At 71.6% G+C, this 17,594-nt stretch carries 3 protein-coding genes and 1 pseudogene; all 4 read right to left on the reverse strand.

Features of this window, described 5'->3' with window-relative positions; all coding sequences use genetic code 11:
• The coding region (locus E2651_RS45175; RefSeq protein ID WP_245238715.1) for a phosphopantetheine-binding protein at positions 1-328 on the reverse strand (328 nt) is incomplete at its 3' end.
• Between the two features lie 29 nt (positions 329-357).
• A pseudogene (locus tag E2651_RS09950) lies at positions 358-5,733 on the reverse strand (condensation domain-containing protein); the annotation flags it as partial.
• A gap of 14 nt (positions 5,734-5,747) precedes the next feature.
• On the reverse strand, positions 5,748-15,521 hold the full coding sequence (locus tag E2651_RS09955; RefSeq protein ID WP_167828754.1) for a non-ribosomal peptide synthetase: 9,774 nt from the start codon (positions 15,519-15,521) through the stop codon (positions 5,748-5,750).
• A gap of 153 nt (positions 15,522-15,674) precedes the next feature.
• Positions 15,675-17,276 carry a tryptophan halogenase family protein gene (locus E2651_RS09960; protein ID WP_135330691.1) on the reverse strand — a complete coding sequence of 534 codons (1,602 nt, stop codon included), beginning with the start codon at positions 17,274-17,276 and terminating at the stop codon, positions 15,675-15,677.
• Positions 17,277-17,594: the final 318 nt, after the last annotated feature.

A 17,594-nucleotide genomic window follows, 5' to 3' on the forward strand; every position in this document is an offset into this window, starting at 1 on the left:
GGGCGGGGCTGTGCGGGGGGATGTCTGCGGCCGTGGTCCCCGCAGTCGCCACCCCGGCGAGCCCGCGCAGCGTCGGGTGACGCAGCAAGTCCTGGGGCGTGACCGAGATGCCGGCCCGGGCGGCCCTCGCGGCGACGCCCACGCTGAGGATCGAATCGCCGCCGATGTCGAAGAAGTTGTCCTCGGGTCCGATGCCGTCGCGACCGTCGTGGCGGTCGCGACCGTGGTGACCGTCGCGGCCGAGCAGCTCGGACCAGATCGTGGCCAGCACCCGCTCGGTCTCGGTCAAGGACGGGGCGGGGGAGGGGAGTTCGGCGGGCACCGGCATGGTCGGCTCCTGGGAATCCGGGCAGCTCAGGCCGCGGCGGTCGAGCTTGCCGTTGGCGGTCTTGGGCAGGGTGGTGTGCGGGACGACGCGTGCGGGGACCATGTGCGGCGGCAGCAGCTCGGCCAGGGCGGCGAGCAGTTCGGCCTCGTCCGGCAAGGCCTCCGATGCGCCTTCTCCGGTTCTGGCTCCGGCTCCGGCTCCGGCTCCGGTTCTGGCTCCGGCTCCGGCTCCGGCTCCGGTTCTGGCTCCGGCGACATGGGCGACAAGCCGCAGCGAGCCGGACGCCTGGCGCTCGGCCACGACGAGGGCCTCGCGCACGCCCCGGTGCGCCACCAGGGCCCGTTCGATCTCGACGGGCTCGATACGGAATCCGCGCAGCGTGATCTGATCGTCGGCGCGGCCGTGCAGGGTGAGGGTGCCGTCCGGTCCGCGGTCGGCCAGATCGCCGGTGCGGTACATCCGCGAGCCCGGCGGGCCGAACGGGTCGGCCACGAAACGGGCCGCGGTGAGTCCGGGATTCCGGTGGTAGCCGCGCCCCACGGCCGCGCCCGCGACATAGAGCTCGCCGCTGTCCGCGGGGCGGCCGCGCCCGTCGAGGACATAGGCGTGGGTGCCCGCGATCGGGTGGCCGATGTCCGGGGCCGTGCTGCCCGACGCCGAGACGCGGGACGAGGTGCAGACGACGGTGCACTCGGTCGGCCCGTAGACGTTGAGCACCTCGAACGGCAGCCGCGCGGGCGGCCGTACGCGCAGTTGGTCGCCGCCGGTCGTCAGGACGCGCAGAGCGAGTCCCGGGACGGGGGCATACTCGCCGAGCAGCAGTTCCGCGCGCGGCGTGGACAGCAGGGCGGCGGTGATCCGGTGCTCCGCCAGCCAGTTCAGCGCTGCGCGGGCGTCTGGTTCTCCGGCAGGAAGTGGAGGGTGGTGCCGTGGTAGAGGGCGCCCAGGATCTCCATGATGGCCCCGTCGAATCCGACGGCCGACGACTGCGCCACCTGGTCCGAGGCGGAGAGGCGCAGCTCACGCCCGTACCAGCGCAGCAGGTTGAGCAGGCTGGGGTGCTCGATCTCGCAGCCTTGGGGCCGACCGGTCGAGCCGGAGGTGTACGCGACGTACGCCAGCCCCTCGGTCGTCTCCGGCGAGGCGTTTGCGCTGTTCCTCTCGCTTCCGTCGCCGTCCGGCAGCACGGTCACGCGGTCGCCCTCGACCTGCACCGGGGCCCGCAGTTCAGACAGGATCGCGGCCCTGCGGGCCTCGGGGACCGCGGGGTCGAGGGAGACGAAGGACGCGCCCAGGGCGTGCGCGGCGAGCCAGCCCACGGCCAGGTCCGGGCCGCGCGCCGCACACACGGGGATCAGACGGCCCGCGCCGGATTGCCGTAGCCGCCCCGCGAGTTCCTCGGCGCGGCGGACGAGTTCGGCGTACGAGACGCGTGTCTCACCGTCCACGAGGGCTATGCGCTCGGGGGCGCGCTCGGCGTGCCGTTTGACGGCCTCCCACGCTGTGTCCGGGTGCGCCGTCGGATGTGCCGTCGCCTGTGCCGGCCGGGGCGCGACCGTGCTCAGCGGGCTGTCCGGGGCCGCGAGGACCGCGCCGATGATGTCCTCGTAGAGCCGGAAGAGCCCGCGCATGGTGGACTCGTCGAACAGATCGACCGCGTACTCCAGATAGCCGCGCATCGGCCCGTCGTCCTGGTCGGTGATGCCGACCGTCAGGTCGAGTTTGGCGGTGCCGGGGGCGACGCCCTCGCTGCCGCCCTCCTCGACGGGCGCGATCGTCAGGCCCTGCAGCTCCTCCGGGTGCGTCGCGGTGTTCTGGTGCGTATAGGCCACGGTGAACAGCGGGTGCCGGGACGCGTCGCGCGGCGGCTTCAGCGCCGTCACGATGTCCGCGAGCGGCACCTCCTCGTGGTCAAGGACCCCGGCGACGCCGGTCGAGCAGCGCCGGACCAGTTCGCGGAACGTCATCGCGCCGTCGACTCTCGTACGGAACGGCACCAGGTTGTTGAAGTAGCCGATCAGCTCGTGGGTCGCCGGGTTGCCGCGGCCGGAGGTGGCGGCGCCGATCACGACATCGTCCTGGCCCGCCCACCGGTGCAGCAGTGTGTCGATGACGGCCAGCATGGTGACGAAGGTCGTCACTCCTTCCTGACGGCTGAACTCCCGCAGTCCATCGGCGTGTTCGGGGCTCAGCGTGAAGCTCATCAGCGCCCCGGCGTGGGACTCCACCTCGGGTCGGGGCCGGTCCAGGGGCAGTTCGGCCGGGCGCAGACCGGCGAGGTACGCGCGCCAGAACTCCAGGCCGCGCTCCCGCAGCCCGGAGTCGAGACGAGTCCGCTGCCAGGCGGCGAAGTCGGCGTACTGCACGGGCAGTTCGGGCAGGACGGGGTCCCGTCCGGCCAGGCGTGCGGCATAGAACTCGGCCAGGTCGCGGAAGAAGATCCGGGGCACCCAGCCGTCGAAGATGCTGTGGTGCCAAGTGCACAGCAGCAGATGGTTCTCGTCCGACACGGCGTAGAGGACGGCACGCACCAGCGGGCCGCGTGCCAGGTCGAACGGTGTGGTCGCCTCCGCCTCCGCCAGCTCCCGCAGCCGCGCCTCCGGGTCCGCATCCCCGGTCAGGTCCACCACCTTCAGCTGCGGTTCCGGCACATCGGCGCACACCCGGGGCACGCCGTCGGCGTCGGCGGCGATCCGGGTGCGCATCACCTCGTGCCGCCGCGCCAGATCGGTGAGTGCGCCGCCCAGGGCCGTACGGTCCAGGGGGCCGCGCAGGCGCAGATCGGCGGGGACGTTGTAGAGGGGGGTGCCCGGGGCGAGCTGGTCGAGGTACCAGAGTTGTTCCTGGCCGATGGACGGGGGCAGCGGGCCTTCGGGCTCGCGCGGCAGCAACGGAATTGTCCAGTCCGTGCTGGAGGCGAGGGCGTCGCGTCGCCCTCCGATCAAGGCCGCGAGGTCGTGCACCGTACGGTGCTCATAGAGGTCGGCGAAGGTCAGCTTGGCGGCGAATCTGCTCTCGACCTCGCGGAGGAGGCTGATGCCCGCTATGGACGTGCCGCCCAGCGCGAAGTAGTCCGAATCGGCCCTGACGTCAGGGGTCTTGAGTATCCGCCGCCATATTTCCGCGATGGACTGCTCGATTTCCCGGTTGTTCCCGGTCGCGCCCCGTGGCGAAGCCGGTGATGTATCCGTGGGGGGAGCCTCCTGCGGGCCGCACCAGCAGGGGACGGGCTCGAAGGGGTACGTCGGGGCCTCGATGCGGGGGACGTCGGTGCCCGCGTGGTGCGCGCGCCAGTCGAACGTCGCGCCCTCTTCGTACAGCTTCGCCAGCGCGCCGATGACCCCGCAGTCCGGGTCGCGGTCCGGGTCGTCGTCCGGGTCGCGGTCCGGATCGTCGTCCCTGCCGTCGTCCGACAGCAGTCGTACGATCGGCAGCCTCGGCTCCTCAGCTGCCACCGCCCGCGACAAGGCACCGTCCGCGCCCATCTCCAGGAGCACCGCGCCCTCGGCGACGAAGCCCCGCGCCGCGCGCCGCAGGCCCTCCTGGTCGACCTCGGCCGTCGGGGGCGTGTCGGCGGCAACGCGGACCGCCTCGTCCTCGCCGATCCGGTCCCGGAGCAGCCGCACCACCAGGTTCCCCCGACCGGAGCCGGCCATCCGGGGATCCTTCAGGCCGAGCCCGCCGACCAGCCCGTACAGCGCCCGGTGCCGGAGCAGTTGGCCTGCCGCCGCCGGGTCGAGCGAGGGGAACGCGGAACAGAGCCGGGTCCAGGTCGCGTCGTCCACCTCCGTGTCGCCGGAGAACAGCAGTACCACCGGGACCTCGGGGGCGACCGGCCGATCCGGCAGTACGGCCGTGCGCAGCGCATCGGCCAGCTCGCGGGTGTCGTACGCGGTACGGGCCCACCGGAACGGGTGGTCGTCCCGGCCGGCGTTCAGCGCGAACGCGACCTCCGGCAGGCCGTGTTCGGTGTGCGCGAGGAATTCCGCGAGGTGTACGGCGTAACGCCCGAGCGCGGCAGGGGACTTCGCGGAGAGGGTCACCAAGTGCGGTGCGCTGCCCGGCGTTTCCGACCTGGGCAAGGGCTCCGGGGCCTCCTCGACGACGGCGTGCACATTGGTCCCCGTCAGCCCGAACGAGCTCAGCCCGGCCCGCCGGGGCCCCTCATCCGGGGCGGGCCATGGCGCCGTCCGTGTCCGTACGTTCAGCTGGTCCGCGAAGTCGATCAGCGGATTCGGCGTGCTGAAGTGGACGGTGGGATAGAGCGCCCCGTGGCGCAGCGCGGCCAGGATCTTGAACAGCCCGGCCATGCCCGCCGCGTGGTCCAGATGCCCGAAGTTGCCCTTGACCGCGCCGATGTCGAGCGGTGCACGCGGTGCACGCGGTGCACGCGGTGCACGCGCCGCACGCGCCGCACCGGGCCGTCCGCCGCTCGCCGCGATGGCCTGGCGCAGTCCGTCCGCCTCGACGACGTCGCCGAGCGGGGTTCCGGAGCCGTGGCACTCGACATAGCCCGCCGTGCCGGGGTCGGCCCCGGCGTCCCGCCACGCCTCGGCGATGACGGCGGCCTGGGCGCTCGCGCTGGGGGCGCTCATGCTGGTGGCCCCGGCGCCGTTGTGGTTGACGGCGATGCCGCGCAGCACGGCGTGGATGTGGTCCCCGTCGGCGAGCGCGTCGGACAGCCGCTTGAGGACGACATGGCCGCCGCCCTCCCCGCCCGTGGTGCCGTCGGCCCTCGCGTCGAACGGGCGGCACACGCCCTCCCGCGAGTCCACGCCGAGCAGCGGGTCATGGGCCTGCTCGGGCTGCAGCACCGATTGGACGCTGAGCCCGCCGGAGACCGCGAGGTCGCACTGGCCTTCGCGTAACTGCTGGGCGGCAAGCGCCAGCGCGCTCAGGCTGCCGCTGCACGCGGTGTCGACGACCAGCGCGGGCCCCGCGAAGTCGAAGAGATACGAGACACGGGCGGCCAGCGCGGCCGGGATCGAGCCGAGGATCTGCTGCGGGTCGTCCTGCGCGTACAGCCGCGCGTACGACGGATCCGGCGCGCTGACGACCACGGCGGTGCGGGAGCCGCGCAGCGCGGCGGGAGCGTAGCAGGCGTTCTCCAGCGCCTCGTGCACCAGCTGAAGGGTCAACCGCTGGTGCGGGTCCATCAGTTCGGCCTCGCCCAGCGAGATACCGAAGAAGGCGTGGTCGAACTGGTCCACCCGGTCCAGATAGCCCAGGTTCAGATAGCCGGTCCCCGGGTGGCCGCCCGCGTACCGGATCCGGTCGGCGTCCGGCGCCCGTACGCTGTCCCGGCCCGTGGCGAGGTTGCCGTGCAGCCGGTCCAGCGTGTCGGCTTCCGGCAGCACGAAGGCGATCCCGGTGATCGCGACAGCGTCTCGGTCCTCTCGGCTCATGCGGTGCCCCCGTCTCACAGTTCGTAGTCGCGGTTGCGGTTGCGGTTGGGGTCGCGGTTGCGGTCGCCGTCGTCCGCATGTCCGGCGCTGCGGCGCAGGTCCAGGCGGGCCGCCATCTCCTCGACGGTCGAGTGCTCGAGCAGCTCGGCCACGCTCAACTCGGGTAGCCGGTCGGCAAGTTGGAGGAGAGCGAGCGAGGAGCCGCCCGCCTCGAAGAACTTCTCCCTGATCCCGATCCGCGCCCTGCCGAGCAGCCCGGTCCACGCCTCGGCCACGGTCCGCTCGCTGTCGGTGCGGGGCGGCAGACAGGCGGGGCCCACGAAGGCCTCGGGGGAGGGCAGGGCCTGGCGGTCCACCTTGCCGTACAGGGTCAGGGGCAGCCGTTCCATGGGAACGTACGCCGTCGGAATCAGCTGCTCGGGCAGCCGCCCCGTCAGGTGCTCCCGCAACTCGCCCGGCCCCAGGCCTGCCCATCCGTTCGCCCCGGCACCCTCGGTCACCACGTACGCCACCAGATGCCGCGTGGGCCCTTCCCCGGCGGCGACCACACACGCCTGCACCACCTGGGGGTGCCCGGTGAGCGCGGCCTCCACCTCGCCGAGCTCCACGCGCACACCGCGCACCTTGACCTGGTCATCGGAGCGGCCGACGAAGCAGAGGGTGCCGTCGGGGGCCCAGCGCACCAAGTCGCCCGTGCGGTACATCCGTTCGCCCGGCGCCCCGAACGGGCAGGCCACAAAGCGCCCGGCGGTCAGGCCGGGCCGGCCCAGACAGCCGCGCGCGAGGGAGTCTCCCGCGAGATGGAGCTCGCCGACGGCGCCCACCGGAACGGGCCGCAGCCGCGCGTCAAGTACGAAGGTCCGGGTGCCCGCGGTGGGCCGGCCGAGCGGCGGGGTGGCACGCCCGGACAGCGGCGCGCTCATCACGGTGCATACGGTCGCCTCGGTCGGCCCATAGGAGTTGAGCACCCGCCCCGTACGCGACCAGCTCTCCGCCGTCTCGGCCGGCAGCGCCTCGCTGGCCGCGAACACGGTCACGCCGGGTACGGACGTGGCGGGCATGGTCGCCATGACGGCGGGCGGCGCGACGAGATGGGTCACCCCGCGCTCCCTGATGAGCCCGGCCAGCGCGGGCAGCGGCTGCCCAGGCGGGGCCAGCACGGCGGTGGCCCCGGTGAGCAGCGCCCCGACGAGCTCGAAGAACGCGCCGTCCCAGCCCGGTGAGAGCCACTGCAGCACCCTGCTGCCGGGCCCGACGCCCCCGTTCCGCTCGATGGTGGCGGCCAGATTCGCGACGCCGCGGTGGGTGACGACGGTGCCTTTGGGGCGCCCTGTGGAGCCGGAGGTGTAGATCACGTAGGCGGCATCGGCGGGTTGGCCCCGCGCTGGAGGGGCCTTGTCCGGGTGGCCGTCTCCCGTGCCCGTCCCGCCGAGGTCAACGTCGAGGTCGAGAGTGAGCACGGGTACGCCCGGGTCCCAGCCGGTGTCCTGGGGGAGCAGCACCAGCTCGGCGCCCGCGTCTGCCAGCATCCACTCGCGCCGTTCGGCGGGGTGCGCCGGGTCGAGCGGCATCGTCGCCGCACCGGCCTTCCACACCGCCAGTTGGGCCGTCACCATGGCGACGCTGCGGGGCATGCACAGGCCGACGATCGCCTCGGGCCCGATCCCGCGCGCGGTGAGCGCTTGGGCCAACCGGTCGGCCCGTACGTCCAGTTCCGCATAGGTCATCCGCTCGACGCCGTCGCCGCTCAGCAGGGCGAGCGCGTCCGGGCGGCGGCGGACCTGCTCGGCGAACAGGTCCTGGACGGGGCGGGGCGGGACGGGAGTCAGGGAAGACCGGGTCCAGTCCCCGAGTACCAGCCGTCGTTCCTCGTCGGGCAGCATCGGCAGATCGCCGACGCGCCGGTGCGGCCCTTCGGCGATGCCGTGCAGCACGGTCCGCAGCCGGGCCGCCAACCGCTCGACGGTGGCGGCGTCGAAGCGCTCCGGGTCATAGAACAGGTGCAGCGCCAGCTCATCGCCCGGGTATGCGATCAGTCCGAGCGGATAGTTGGTGGTGTCGTCGCCGTCCATCTCGACCACGCGGACCTCGCCGTGGTGTGCGTCCGCCGGGTCGCCCGGGTAGTTCTCGAACGCCACCGCGCTGTCGAACAGCCGGGTACCGGCGGGCACTTCGCTGTGGCCCTGCTGCCGAGCCAGCGGATAGTGACCGAACTCCCTTGCCGTCGCCTGCTCTTCCTGCAGCCGCGCCAGCCAGTCGAGGGTGCGGGCTCCGGAGTCGACCGCGACCCGTACCGGCAGGGTGTTGATCAGCGGCCCGCTGATCGTCTCCACGCCGGGGACGGCGGTCGGACGGCTGGACACCGTGGTGCCGAACAGCACCTCGTCCACTCCGGCGTGCCGGGCAAGGAGCAGCGCCCAGGCCGCCTGGACGATCGTACTGACGGTCAGCCGGTGGCGCCGCGCGAAGTCCCCGATGTCCGGCGTGCCCGGCAGCCGGACGACGTAGGTGCGGACCTCGCTGGTGGGCCGCCCCGAGGGGCGGTCGTACGGCAGCGGCGTGGGCGTGTCGAACCCGGCGAGCGCATCCGCCCAATACGCCTCGGCGGCCTCGCCGTCCCTGCCGTCCACGCCGTTAGGCCCGTACAGCCACGCCACGTACTCCCGGAACGGTGTGCACGCGAGGGGCTCGGGTGTCGCGCCCCGGGTGATCGCGGCGCAGGCGGCGAGGACCGCGTCCACGATCCGGGTCATGCTCCAGCCGTCGACAAAGAGGTGATGGGCCGTCAGGAGTACCTGCGCCTTGCTGTCCGACAGCCGAGAGATCGCCACCCGGAAGGGGATCGGACTACGCAGGTCAAGATCCTCGGCGCGGTCCCCGTCCGCCAGTCGCCGCAGCCGCGCACGCTGCTCGCCGGGCGGCAGCGACCGCAGGTCGTGGTGGCTGATTCGGGGCTCCGCACGGTGCACGACCTGCACCGGCTCGCCGAGCCCGGACCAGTGCGCCGTGCTGCGCAGCACGGGGTGCGCCGCCACCACTCGCCGCCAGGCGTCGGCCAGCGCCCACGGATCTGTGACCCCGTCGAGGACGAGCGTGATCCGGCGGGCATAGACATCGGTCCCGTCGTCGCCGCTCAGCGAGTGGTACAGCAGCCCGGACTGGAGCGGCGTCAGCGGGTAGACGTCCTCGACCGTGCGGCCGTCCCCGACCAGCGCGTCGACCTGTGCCTGGTCGAGCGCGGCGAGCGGGTAGTCCGACGGCGTACGCCCGCCGCTGCCGGGCGCCAGGCAGTGTGCGGTGAGCGCGCGCAGGGCGGTGAGCGTGCGGTCGGCGAGCCGCCGGATCTCCGGCTCGTCGTAGGCGTCGCGGGAGTAGTCCCGGGTGAAGACGAGTTCGCCGCCGGTGGCCCGCGCCGTCACCTCAAGGCCGAACGGGCGGTTCTCGTCCGGGTGGATGCCGTCGGTGAGCGGGAACTCCCGTCCGCTGTAGCAGCCGCCGTGGGTGTCCAAGGGGGCGAACTGGCCGAGGTAGTTGAAGTTGATGTGGGGCCGGGGACCGTGAGGGTGGCCCTTGTGGCTCAGATAGCGGAGCGCGTCATGGCCCAGGCCGTTTTGGGGCACGGCCCGTAGCTGCTCCTTGAGGGCTTTGAGGGCGGTGCCCCAGTCGGTGATGTCCGCCGTATGAGCCGTATGAGCCGTATCCGACGTATCCGCCGTCCTCGGAAGCTCGATCGTCACCGGGAACTGGGTGGTGAACCAGCCGACCGTACGGGAGATGTCCACCCCGTCGAAGAGCTGCTCCCGGCCGTGGCCCTCCAGGTTGATCGCGACGGGCCCCGGGCCGAGCGCCCACGCCAGCGCGGTCAGCAGGACGTCGTTCGGCCGGGTGCGGTAGGCGGCGGGCACCTGGCGCAGCAGCGCCGCGGTCTCGTCCCGGCTCAGCCCGGCGGTCACGACCGCGCTGGTGCCGACCTTCGCGGGGGTGGTCAGGTCCCGTGGCGGGGTCTGGATGCCGCTCCAGTACGGCAGTTCGCCGTCGAGTGCGCCGGAGGCGACGTACGTGTTCAGCCGCCGTGCCCAGTCGGGGAACGAGGTGGTCTTCGGGCCGAGGTCGATCGGGGTGCCCTTGGCTGCCTGGAGGTAGGCGGTGCGCAGATCGTCCAGCAGGATCCGCCAGGAGACGCCGTCGACGACGAAGTGATGGACCATCAGCAGCAGTCGGGGGAGGCGCTCCGGGCCGAGGTCGATGTAGACGGCTTTGAGGAGGGGGCCCGCGCGCAGATCGAGGGCGGCCTCCGCGTGGGCGATGACGGCGGCCATGTCGGGGGACGGGGACGAGGACGGGGACGAGGACGAGGACGGGGACGGCGCGTCGGCCAACTCGCCCCAGATCCGGAAGACTTCACCGTCTCCCTCGCCATCCTTCACCGGCGCGATCCGCAGCCGCCAGGTCCCCTCGTCGTCGTCCCGTTCGGCTCGCGTCCGCAGCGCGTCATGGTGCGCGACAACCGCGTACACGGCTGCCCGTAAGGCCATTACGTCCACTCCGGCGGCCAGCTCGACGCAGCGGGGCATGGTGAAGCGGTCGGGGCACGCGGTGATGTTCTCGAAGAACCAGTGCTGGATCGGGGTGGGCGGGAACGGCCCCGTCACGGAAGAGTCGTATGCATCTTCTGCCGCGGCGGGCGTATCGGGCGCGACGGACCCGGCAGACCCGAGGGACCCGACAGACACCACCTCGGCCAGCTCGCGGATCGTCTGCCGCTGGAAGATGTCGCGCGGCGCGATCCGCAGCCCCTGCCGGGCCAGGGCGGCGACGACCTGGACGCTGAGGATCGAGTCGCCGCCGAGCTCGAAGAAGTTGTCGTCGATCCCGGCCCGTTCGACGCCGAGGGTCGCTGTCCACGCCTGGGCCAGCATCCTCTCCGTGAGGGTGCGCGGTGCTGAGAAGCGGGCTCCGGCGGCGGGGAGCGGCGGCTCCGGGAGGGCGTGGCGATCGACCTTGCCGTTCCGGTTGACCGGCAGCTCGTCCAGCATCACGAAGGCGGACGGCACCATGGGCGCGGGCAGCACTCCAGCAATAAAGCGCTGCAGGGCCTCGGGTGTTGGCGGCTCGGCGGCGTAGCCATCGGCTGCGACGACATACGCCACGAGCCGCTCACCCCTGACCACCACCGCGGCCCCGCCCACCCCGGGGTGAGCGCCAAGCGCCGCCTCGACCTCGCCCGGTTCGATTCGGACGCCCCGCACCTTCACCTGCTGGTCGACCCGCCCCCGGAACTCCAGCACCCCGTCGGCCCGCCGGCGGACCAGGTCGCCCGTGCGGTACAGCCGCTCACCCGGAACGTACGGATCGGCCACAAAGCGCTCGGCGGTACGGCCGGGACTGCCCACATACCCCCGCCCGACCCCGGATCCGCCGATGTACAGCTCCCCGTCCATCCCGACCGGCACGGGCCGCAGATAGGGGTCGAGCACCTCGATACGGGTGCCGTTGACGGGCCGGCCGATCGGTACGGCGGCCCCGGCGACAGCGCCCGGGTCCGGGTCCGTGTCCGCTGGCAGCAGGTGCGCGGTGGCCGTGACGGTGGTCTCCGTCGGCCCGTACGCATTGACGAACGTGCGCCCCGGCAGCCAGTCCGCCGCCAACTCGGGCGGGCAGACATCGCCGCCGATGACGACCGTTTCGACGGCCGGGACCTCGTCGGGGGCGACCGTGGCGAGCAGCGCGGGCGTCAGGAGCAGCAGCGTCACGCGGTCGCGGCGCACCTGCTCGGCGAGGCCGATGGCGCCGTCGCGTTCGCCCGCCTCGCTCAGGCACAGGGTCGCGCCGGAGCACAGCGACACCAGGGTCTGCCACAGCCCGCCGTCGAAGCACACCGAAAGGTGCAGCAGCGTCCTGGTGGCCGGTCCGAAGTCGAACGGGCGGCGCCCGTCCTCGGTGATACGCCCCACCAGGGAGCCATGCGTGATCATCACGCCCTTGGGGCGGCCGGTCGAGCCCGAGGTGTAGATGACGCAGGCCAGATTCGACGGCCCCACATGGGTACGCGGCGGTGCGGCCGCCCGTGCCGACGGATCGGTCTCGCCCGGATCCAGGCAGGTCACGGCCGTATCGCCGGGCAGCACATCGTGGAGCGGCTCGCGGGTCAGCAGCACCCGCGTACCGGTGTCCGCGAGCAGCAACGCGAGGCGCTCGCGCGGATACCGGGGGTCCAGCGGCACCATCACGCCCCCGGACTTGAGCACGGCGAGCAGCGCCACGATCAGGTCGGGGGTGCGCTCCAGACAGATTCCGACAGGCGTCTCGGGGCCGACCCCGCAAGCCACAAGCCGGTGGGCCAGCCCATTGGCGCGCTCGTCCAACTCGCGGTACGTCAGCTCCGTCCCGCCGCCAGGCCGTGACCCGTGCACAACGGCGGGGTGTTCGGGAGCCCGCCGCGCCCACTCCTCGAACAGCTCGTGAGCACACACGGACGGCTGTTCCTGAGAGGGGGAGAGGGGCAGGGGGCCTCCGCCCGCCGGCACGAGCCGCAGCAGCCGCAGCAGCCGCAGCGGCCGTTCCGGATCGGCGGCGATCTCCGCGAGCAGCGTGGTCAACTGCCCGATGAGCCGCCGCACCGTCGCACCGTCGTAGAGATCGGTGTTGTAGTTGGCGCAGAGCCGCAGCTCATCGCCCCGTTCGCGGAACTCCAGGGTCAGGTCGAAGTTGGCTGCGACCGTGGGCAGTTCGATGTCCTCGGCGGTCAGCCCGGCGAAGTCCCGTTCCCTGGCGGGCGCGTTCTGCATCACCACCATGGCGCTGACGAGCGGCGAACGGGCGGGGTCCCGCTCCGGTGCCAGTGCACGTACCACCCGCTCGAACGGCACGTCCGCGTGCGCGACGGCATCCAGCAGGGTGTCCCGGACCTGGCCGAGGAAGTCGCCGAAGGGCTTTCGCTCGTCCACGGTGGAGCGGATCACGACCGTATTGACGAAGTACCCGACCAGATCGGCCCATTCGGTACGTCCCCGCCCCGACTCTGCGGTGCCGACGGCCACATCGGCCTGGCGGCAGTGCCGGGAGAGGAGGAGCTGGACAGCCGCCATCAGGGTCGTGAACAGGCTCACCCGCCGCGCCCTGCTGAGCTCCTTCAGGCGGGCCGTCACCTCGGCCGGAACCGTGGCCCACCGCGCGCCACCCGCGGTAGTGCGGGTGGCGGGGCGCGGCCGGTCCGTGGGCGGCTCGGTGGGCGTGAGTCCGGCCAACTGATCACGCCAGTAGTCGAGTTGGCGATCAGCGTCGGTGCTCGACGAGTGTTCGTGCTGCCAGCGCGTGAAGTCCGCGTAGCGGGCGGCGAGCGGGGGCAGCGCGGCGGGTTCGCCGCGCACGGCGGCGGAGTAGCAGGCGGCGAGCTCCGAGAGCAGGACCTCGTTGGCCCAGTCATCGGTGATGAGGTGATGCATCGTCAGCGCTAGGACGTGCTCCTGCGCGCCGAGCCGTACGAGCAGGGCGCGCAGCGGCGGCGCGGCCCGCAGGTCGAAGACCTTGCGGCACTCTTCGCGCAGCGTCTGCTCCAGCGCGGCCTCCATCAACGACCCGGCAGCCGAGCCCCGAAGGTCGACGAACTCCAGCGCCACAGCACCCGCACCCGCACCCGGCTCCGCCACCACCTGCACACCCTGCCCGTCGACCTTCTGGAAGGTCGTACGGAGCGCGTCCTGCCGCGCGACCACCTCGGTCAGCGCTTGCCGCAGCGCCGCGACATCCAACGGTCCCGTCACCCGCAGGGCCTTGCCGATGTTGTACTCGGCGCCCGGCGCGTAGTCGTGCAGAAACCACAGCGGACGCTGCGCGAACGACAGCGGCAGCCGCTCGTCGGCTCTCCCTGCGGACGGCCCGGCAGGCCCGGCAGGCCCGGCAGGCCCGGCAAGCCCCGCAGGCTCGGCAAGCCCGGCAAGCCCGGCAGGCCCGGCAGGCTCCGCAGGTGTCAGCACAGCGGCCAGCTCCGCCACCGTTGGTCTGTCGAACAGCGCGCGGTACGGCCACACCACGCCGAGCCGGGACCGGGCGAGGGCCGCGGCCTGGATGCCGATCACGGAATCGCCGCCCAGGTCGAAGAAGTTGTCCTCGGCGCCCACCCGTTCGACGCCGAGCACCTCGGCCCAGATCCCGGCGAGCTCCCGCTCGGCAGTGGTGCGCGGCGGAACATGGGCCGCCGCCCGCTCCGGCACGGGCAGCGCACGCCGGTCCAGCTTGCCGCCCGGCAGCAGCGGCAGCCGGTCGAGCACGACGAACGCCGCGGGGACCATGTGCGCGGGCAGACTGTCGGCGAGGAAGGCCCGCAACTCGTCGCAGCTCGGCCGGAGGGGCGCGCTTTCGCCCGACTCCGGCTCGACGCACTCGACGCACTCGACGCACTCGACGCACTCGACGCACTCGACGTACTCGATGTATGCGACGAGCCCCTGCCTGCCCTCCTGCCCGGCGGTCACGGCGGTGCGTCGCACCCCGGGGTGGCGCAGCAGCGCGGCCTCGATCTCACCGGGCTCGATGCGGAAACCGCGGACGTTCAACTGCTCGTCCGTACGGCCCAGATACTCCAGGTTCCCGTCGTCCCCCCACCGCACCCGGTCCCCGGTCCGGTACATCCGGGACCCGTCCGCCGCGAACGGATCGGCGACAAAGCGCCCGGCGGTCAGCGCCCCGCGCCCGTGATAGCCGCGGGCGACCCCGCTCCCTCCGAGATACAGCTCCCCGTCCCGCACCGGCCGCAGCCCGGCATCCAGCACATGGGCGGCCGTACGCGCGACGGGCCGCCCGATCGGCACGAAAGGACCCCGCACGGCCTCGGAGGTGAGGCGAGGGCGCAGTACGCAGGAGTCGATGGTCGTCTCGGTCGTCCCGTACGCGTTGACCACGACCGTGTCCGGATGCAGCCGCCCGGCGAGCTCCCGGAAGTCCCGGGCGGCCCAGCCCTCCGAGCCGACCGAAAGCAGCCGCAGCGGCGGCATGCCGCGCCCCGCTCTCGCCGCCTCTCGCGCCAACTCCGTTGCGAGGCCCGGCAATGTCTCCAGGGCCGTGCCCCCGTGCCGCTCGATCAGCTCGAGCAGCCGCGCCGGTTCGGTGACCGCCGCATCAGGAGCGATCACCAGACAGCCACCGGCGAAGACGGACCGCAGCATGTCCGCGAAGAACAGGTCGACGGACAGGCCGGTGACCGACACGAAACGCAGCGGCTCCGCGCGCAGCCCGTACAACTCGTCCCAGGCCGCCGCGACATGGGCCAGCTGACGGTGTTCGACGGCGACGCCCTTGGGAGGTCCGGTGGAACCGGACGTATAGATGACGTAGGCGAGATTCTCGGGGGCGGGGCGTGCCGATGAAGGGCCCGACGACGACGCCTCGGCATCTCCGTCGGCCTGGGCAGCGGCCTGGTGGTCCATCACCATCAGCCCGGTCTGCCCCTCGAACAGCGCCGCCCGACCCGGCTCCGTCACCACGACTTCCACGCCCGCGTCCTCGGCCATCCACCGCAGCCGGGCCTTCGGATGCGCCGGGTCGAGCGGCACATAGGCCGCACCGGACTTGAGTACGCCAAGGATGCCGACGGCCATCGCGGCGCCGCGCCCTACGCTGAGGCCCACCAGCCGCTCGGGACCTGCGCCGCGCTCGGTCAGGGCGCGGGCCAGGGCGCTGGACCGCCGGTCGAGCGCGGCGAACGACAACTGCTCGTCCTCCGCGACGACCGCGGGCGCGTCCGGCGTCCGTGCTGCCCATTCCGCGAACAGGTCGAGCGGCTCCCGCACAGTGCAAGACCTTTCAGTTGCACGGATCAATTGCACGGATCAGTTCAGTCGTGCGGATCAGTTCAGTCGTGCGGATCAGTTCAGTCGTGCGGATCAGTCGAACGGGAGGTCCGCCCACGGCCGGCCGTGGGCGGACGAGATCCGTGGCCCTGACTAGCTGGTCTTGCCGTGGAGCTGGCGCAGATAGTCGTACGTGGACGGGAGGCTCGCGGCCAGTTCCTTCTGCTTGGCCTTGATCCCCTCGAACACCGGCTCGGCCCGGTCCAGCATGTCCGGCCGCGCCGCGAGTATCGGCAGCGTGTGGTCCGGCAGTTTGTTCAGGCCGGCGAAGATGCAGTAGTAGTTGCTGTTGTTCCAGAAGTTGCGGAACTCGGCGTCGAAGTTGCCGTAGTAGGTGGCCTCGTCGGTGATCGGCATGTTCACCGGGAGACCCGCCTGGTACATGGCGACCTTCTCCTTGATGTCGTCGGCCAGCTCGAGGTCCTTGCAGGCCCGCCAGAACGCCGTGTCGTTGCGCGGCGCGTAGCTGAAGTGGGCCTGCAGGAAGTCCCGGGTGTCGTCGAACATCGTCTCGATCTCGGCGTTGAACCGGTTCTGCAGGATCGGGTCGAACCGCTTGTCCGGGAAGTGCTTCGCCAGCTGGTAGAGCGCCGCGTAGGTGAAGTAGATGCCCGTGGACTCGAGCGGCTCCAGGAAGCACGACGCCAGGCCGATGCTGACGCAGTTGCGCACCCACGCGCGGCGGTTGCGGCCCACCCGGAACTTGATCTGGTTCAGCGGTTGCTTCTCCGGGTCGAGGCCCCACATCTTGCAGAACTCGAGGGTGGCGTCGTCGCGCGACTGGAAGCGGCTGGAGAACACGTACCCGGTGCCGAAACGGCCCAGCATCGGTATCTTCCACGCCCAGCCCGAGGACATGGCGATCGCGCCGGTGTACGGCTCGACGCCCTCCGCCTCGTCGTCGTGCTGGACGGCGGTGGCGACCGCGCTGTCGTTGAGCAGGTGGTCGCTCATGTCCAGGAACGGCTCACGCATCACGCCGTTGATGAGCAGCGCGCGGAAGCCCGAGCAGTCGATGAAGAGGTCGCCTTCGACGACCCGTCCGGTCTCGGTCTTCACGCAGGTGATGTAGCCGCGCTCGTCCACCTCGGCGCTGGTCATCTTTTCCTTGATGTGGACCGCGCCCTGCTTCTGCACCGCGAAACGGCAGAGGAAGTCGGCGACCAGATTCGCGTCGAAGTGCCACGCGTAGTTGGTCCACTTGGTGCCGTCCATGAACCGTGGCGACAGATTCTGGTCCATGATCGGAGGCTCGCGGTAACACGCGTAGTCGAACGGCTCGTCGGTCTGGCCGGCGAGCTTCTTGTGCGTCCAGTGGTGCGAGATCGGCAGGTTGTCCGAGTTCGCCAGCAGACCGAACAGGTGGTAGAAGTGATCCCCCGTTCCGTCGCTCATCGTGCGCGGGGTGGCCTCACCGGCGCCCGGAGTGCGCCAGTTGGTGAACTTGATGCCCATCTTGAAGCTGGCGTTGCACTCGCGCATCCACTCTTCCTCGGTGAAGCCGAGGTAGTCGAAGAACGTCTTGTGCAGGTTCGGCACCGTCGCCTCGCCGACACCGATGCGGGGCACCTGCGGCGCCTCGAGCACCGTGATGGACACCTCCGATCCGAGCGCCTTGCCGAGGTACGAGGCGGACATCCACCCGGCCGTACCGCCACCGAGGATGACGACCCGCTTGATGCGATGATCCTCCACCACTGTTCACCCTTTCCGCACCGTCATGCGGCGCCGGTTCGTTGTAGCTGTTCCAAGTCTTGCTGAGTCTTGCTGAAAAGCGGTTCGTTCGACCGCCAGAATGTGGGAACCGCTTATTTTCTGCGGTGTTTGGCGAATTTCCCACGGGAATCCTCGAGATGTCAACGAACTGTGGAGGATGCTCCGTGCGAGAAGCTTGAGTCCTTCTATATTTCCTCTATAGCCCGTGCAATATCCGGGTGTTGAGGCGGCTGGTCAGTGCCACGTCATTGCCCTGTCAGCGAGGGGAGCAATCATCTTCGAATATTGCGAGTCAGT

It is taken from the genome of Streptomyces sp. MZ04 (genome assembly GCF_004684775.1).
Lineage (GTDB): Bacteria > Actinomycetota > Actinomycetes > Streptomycetales > Streptomycetaceae > Streptomyces.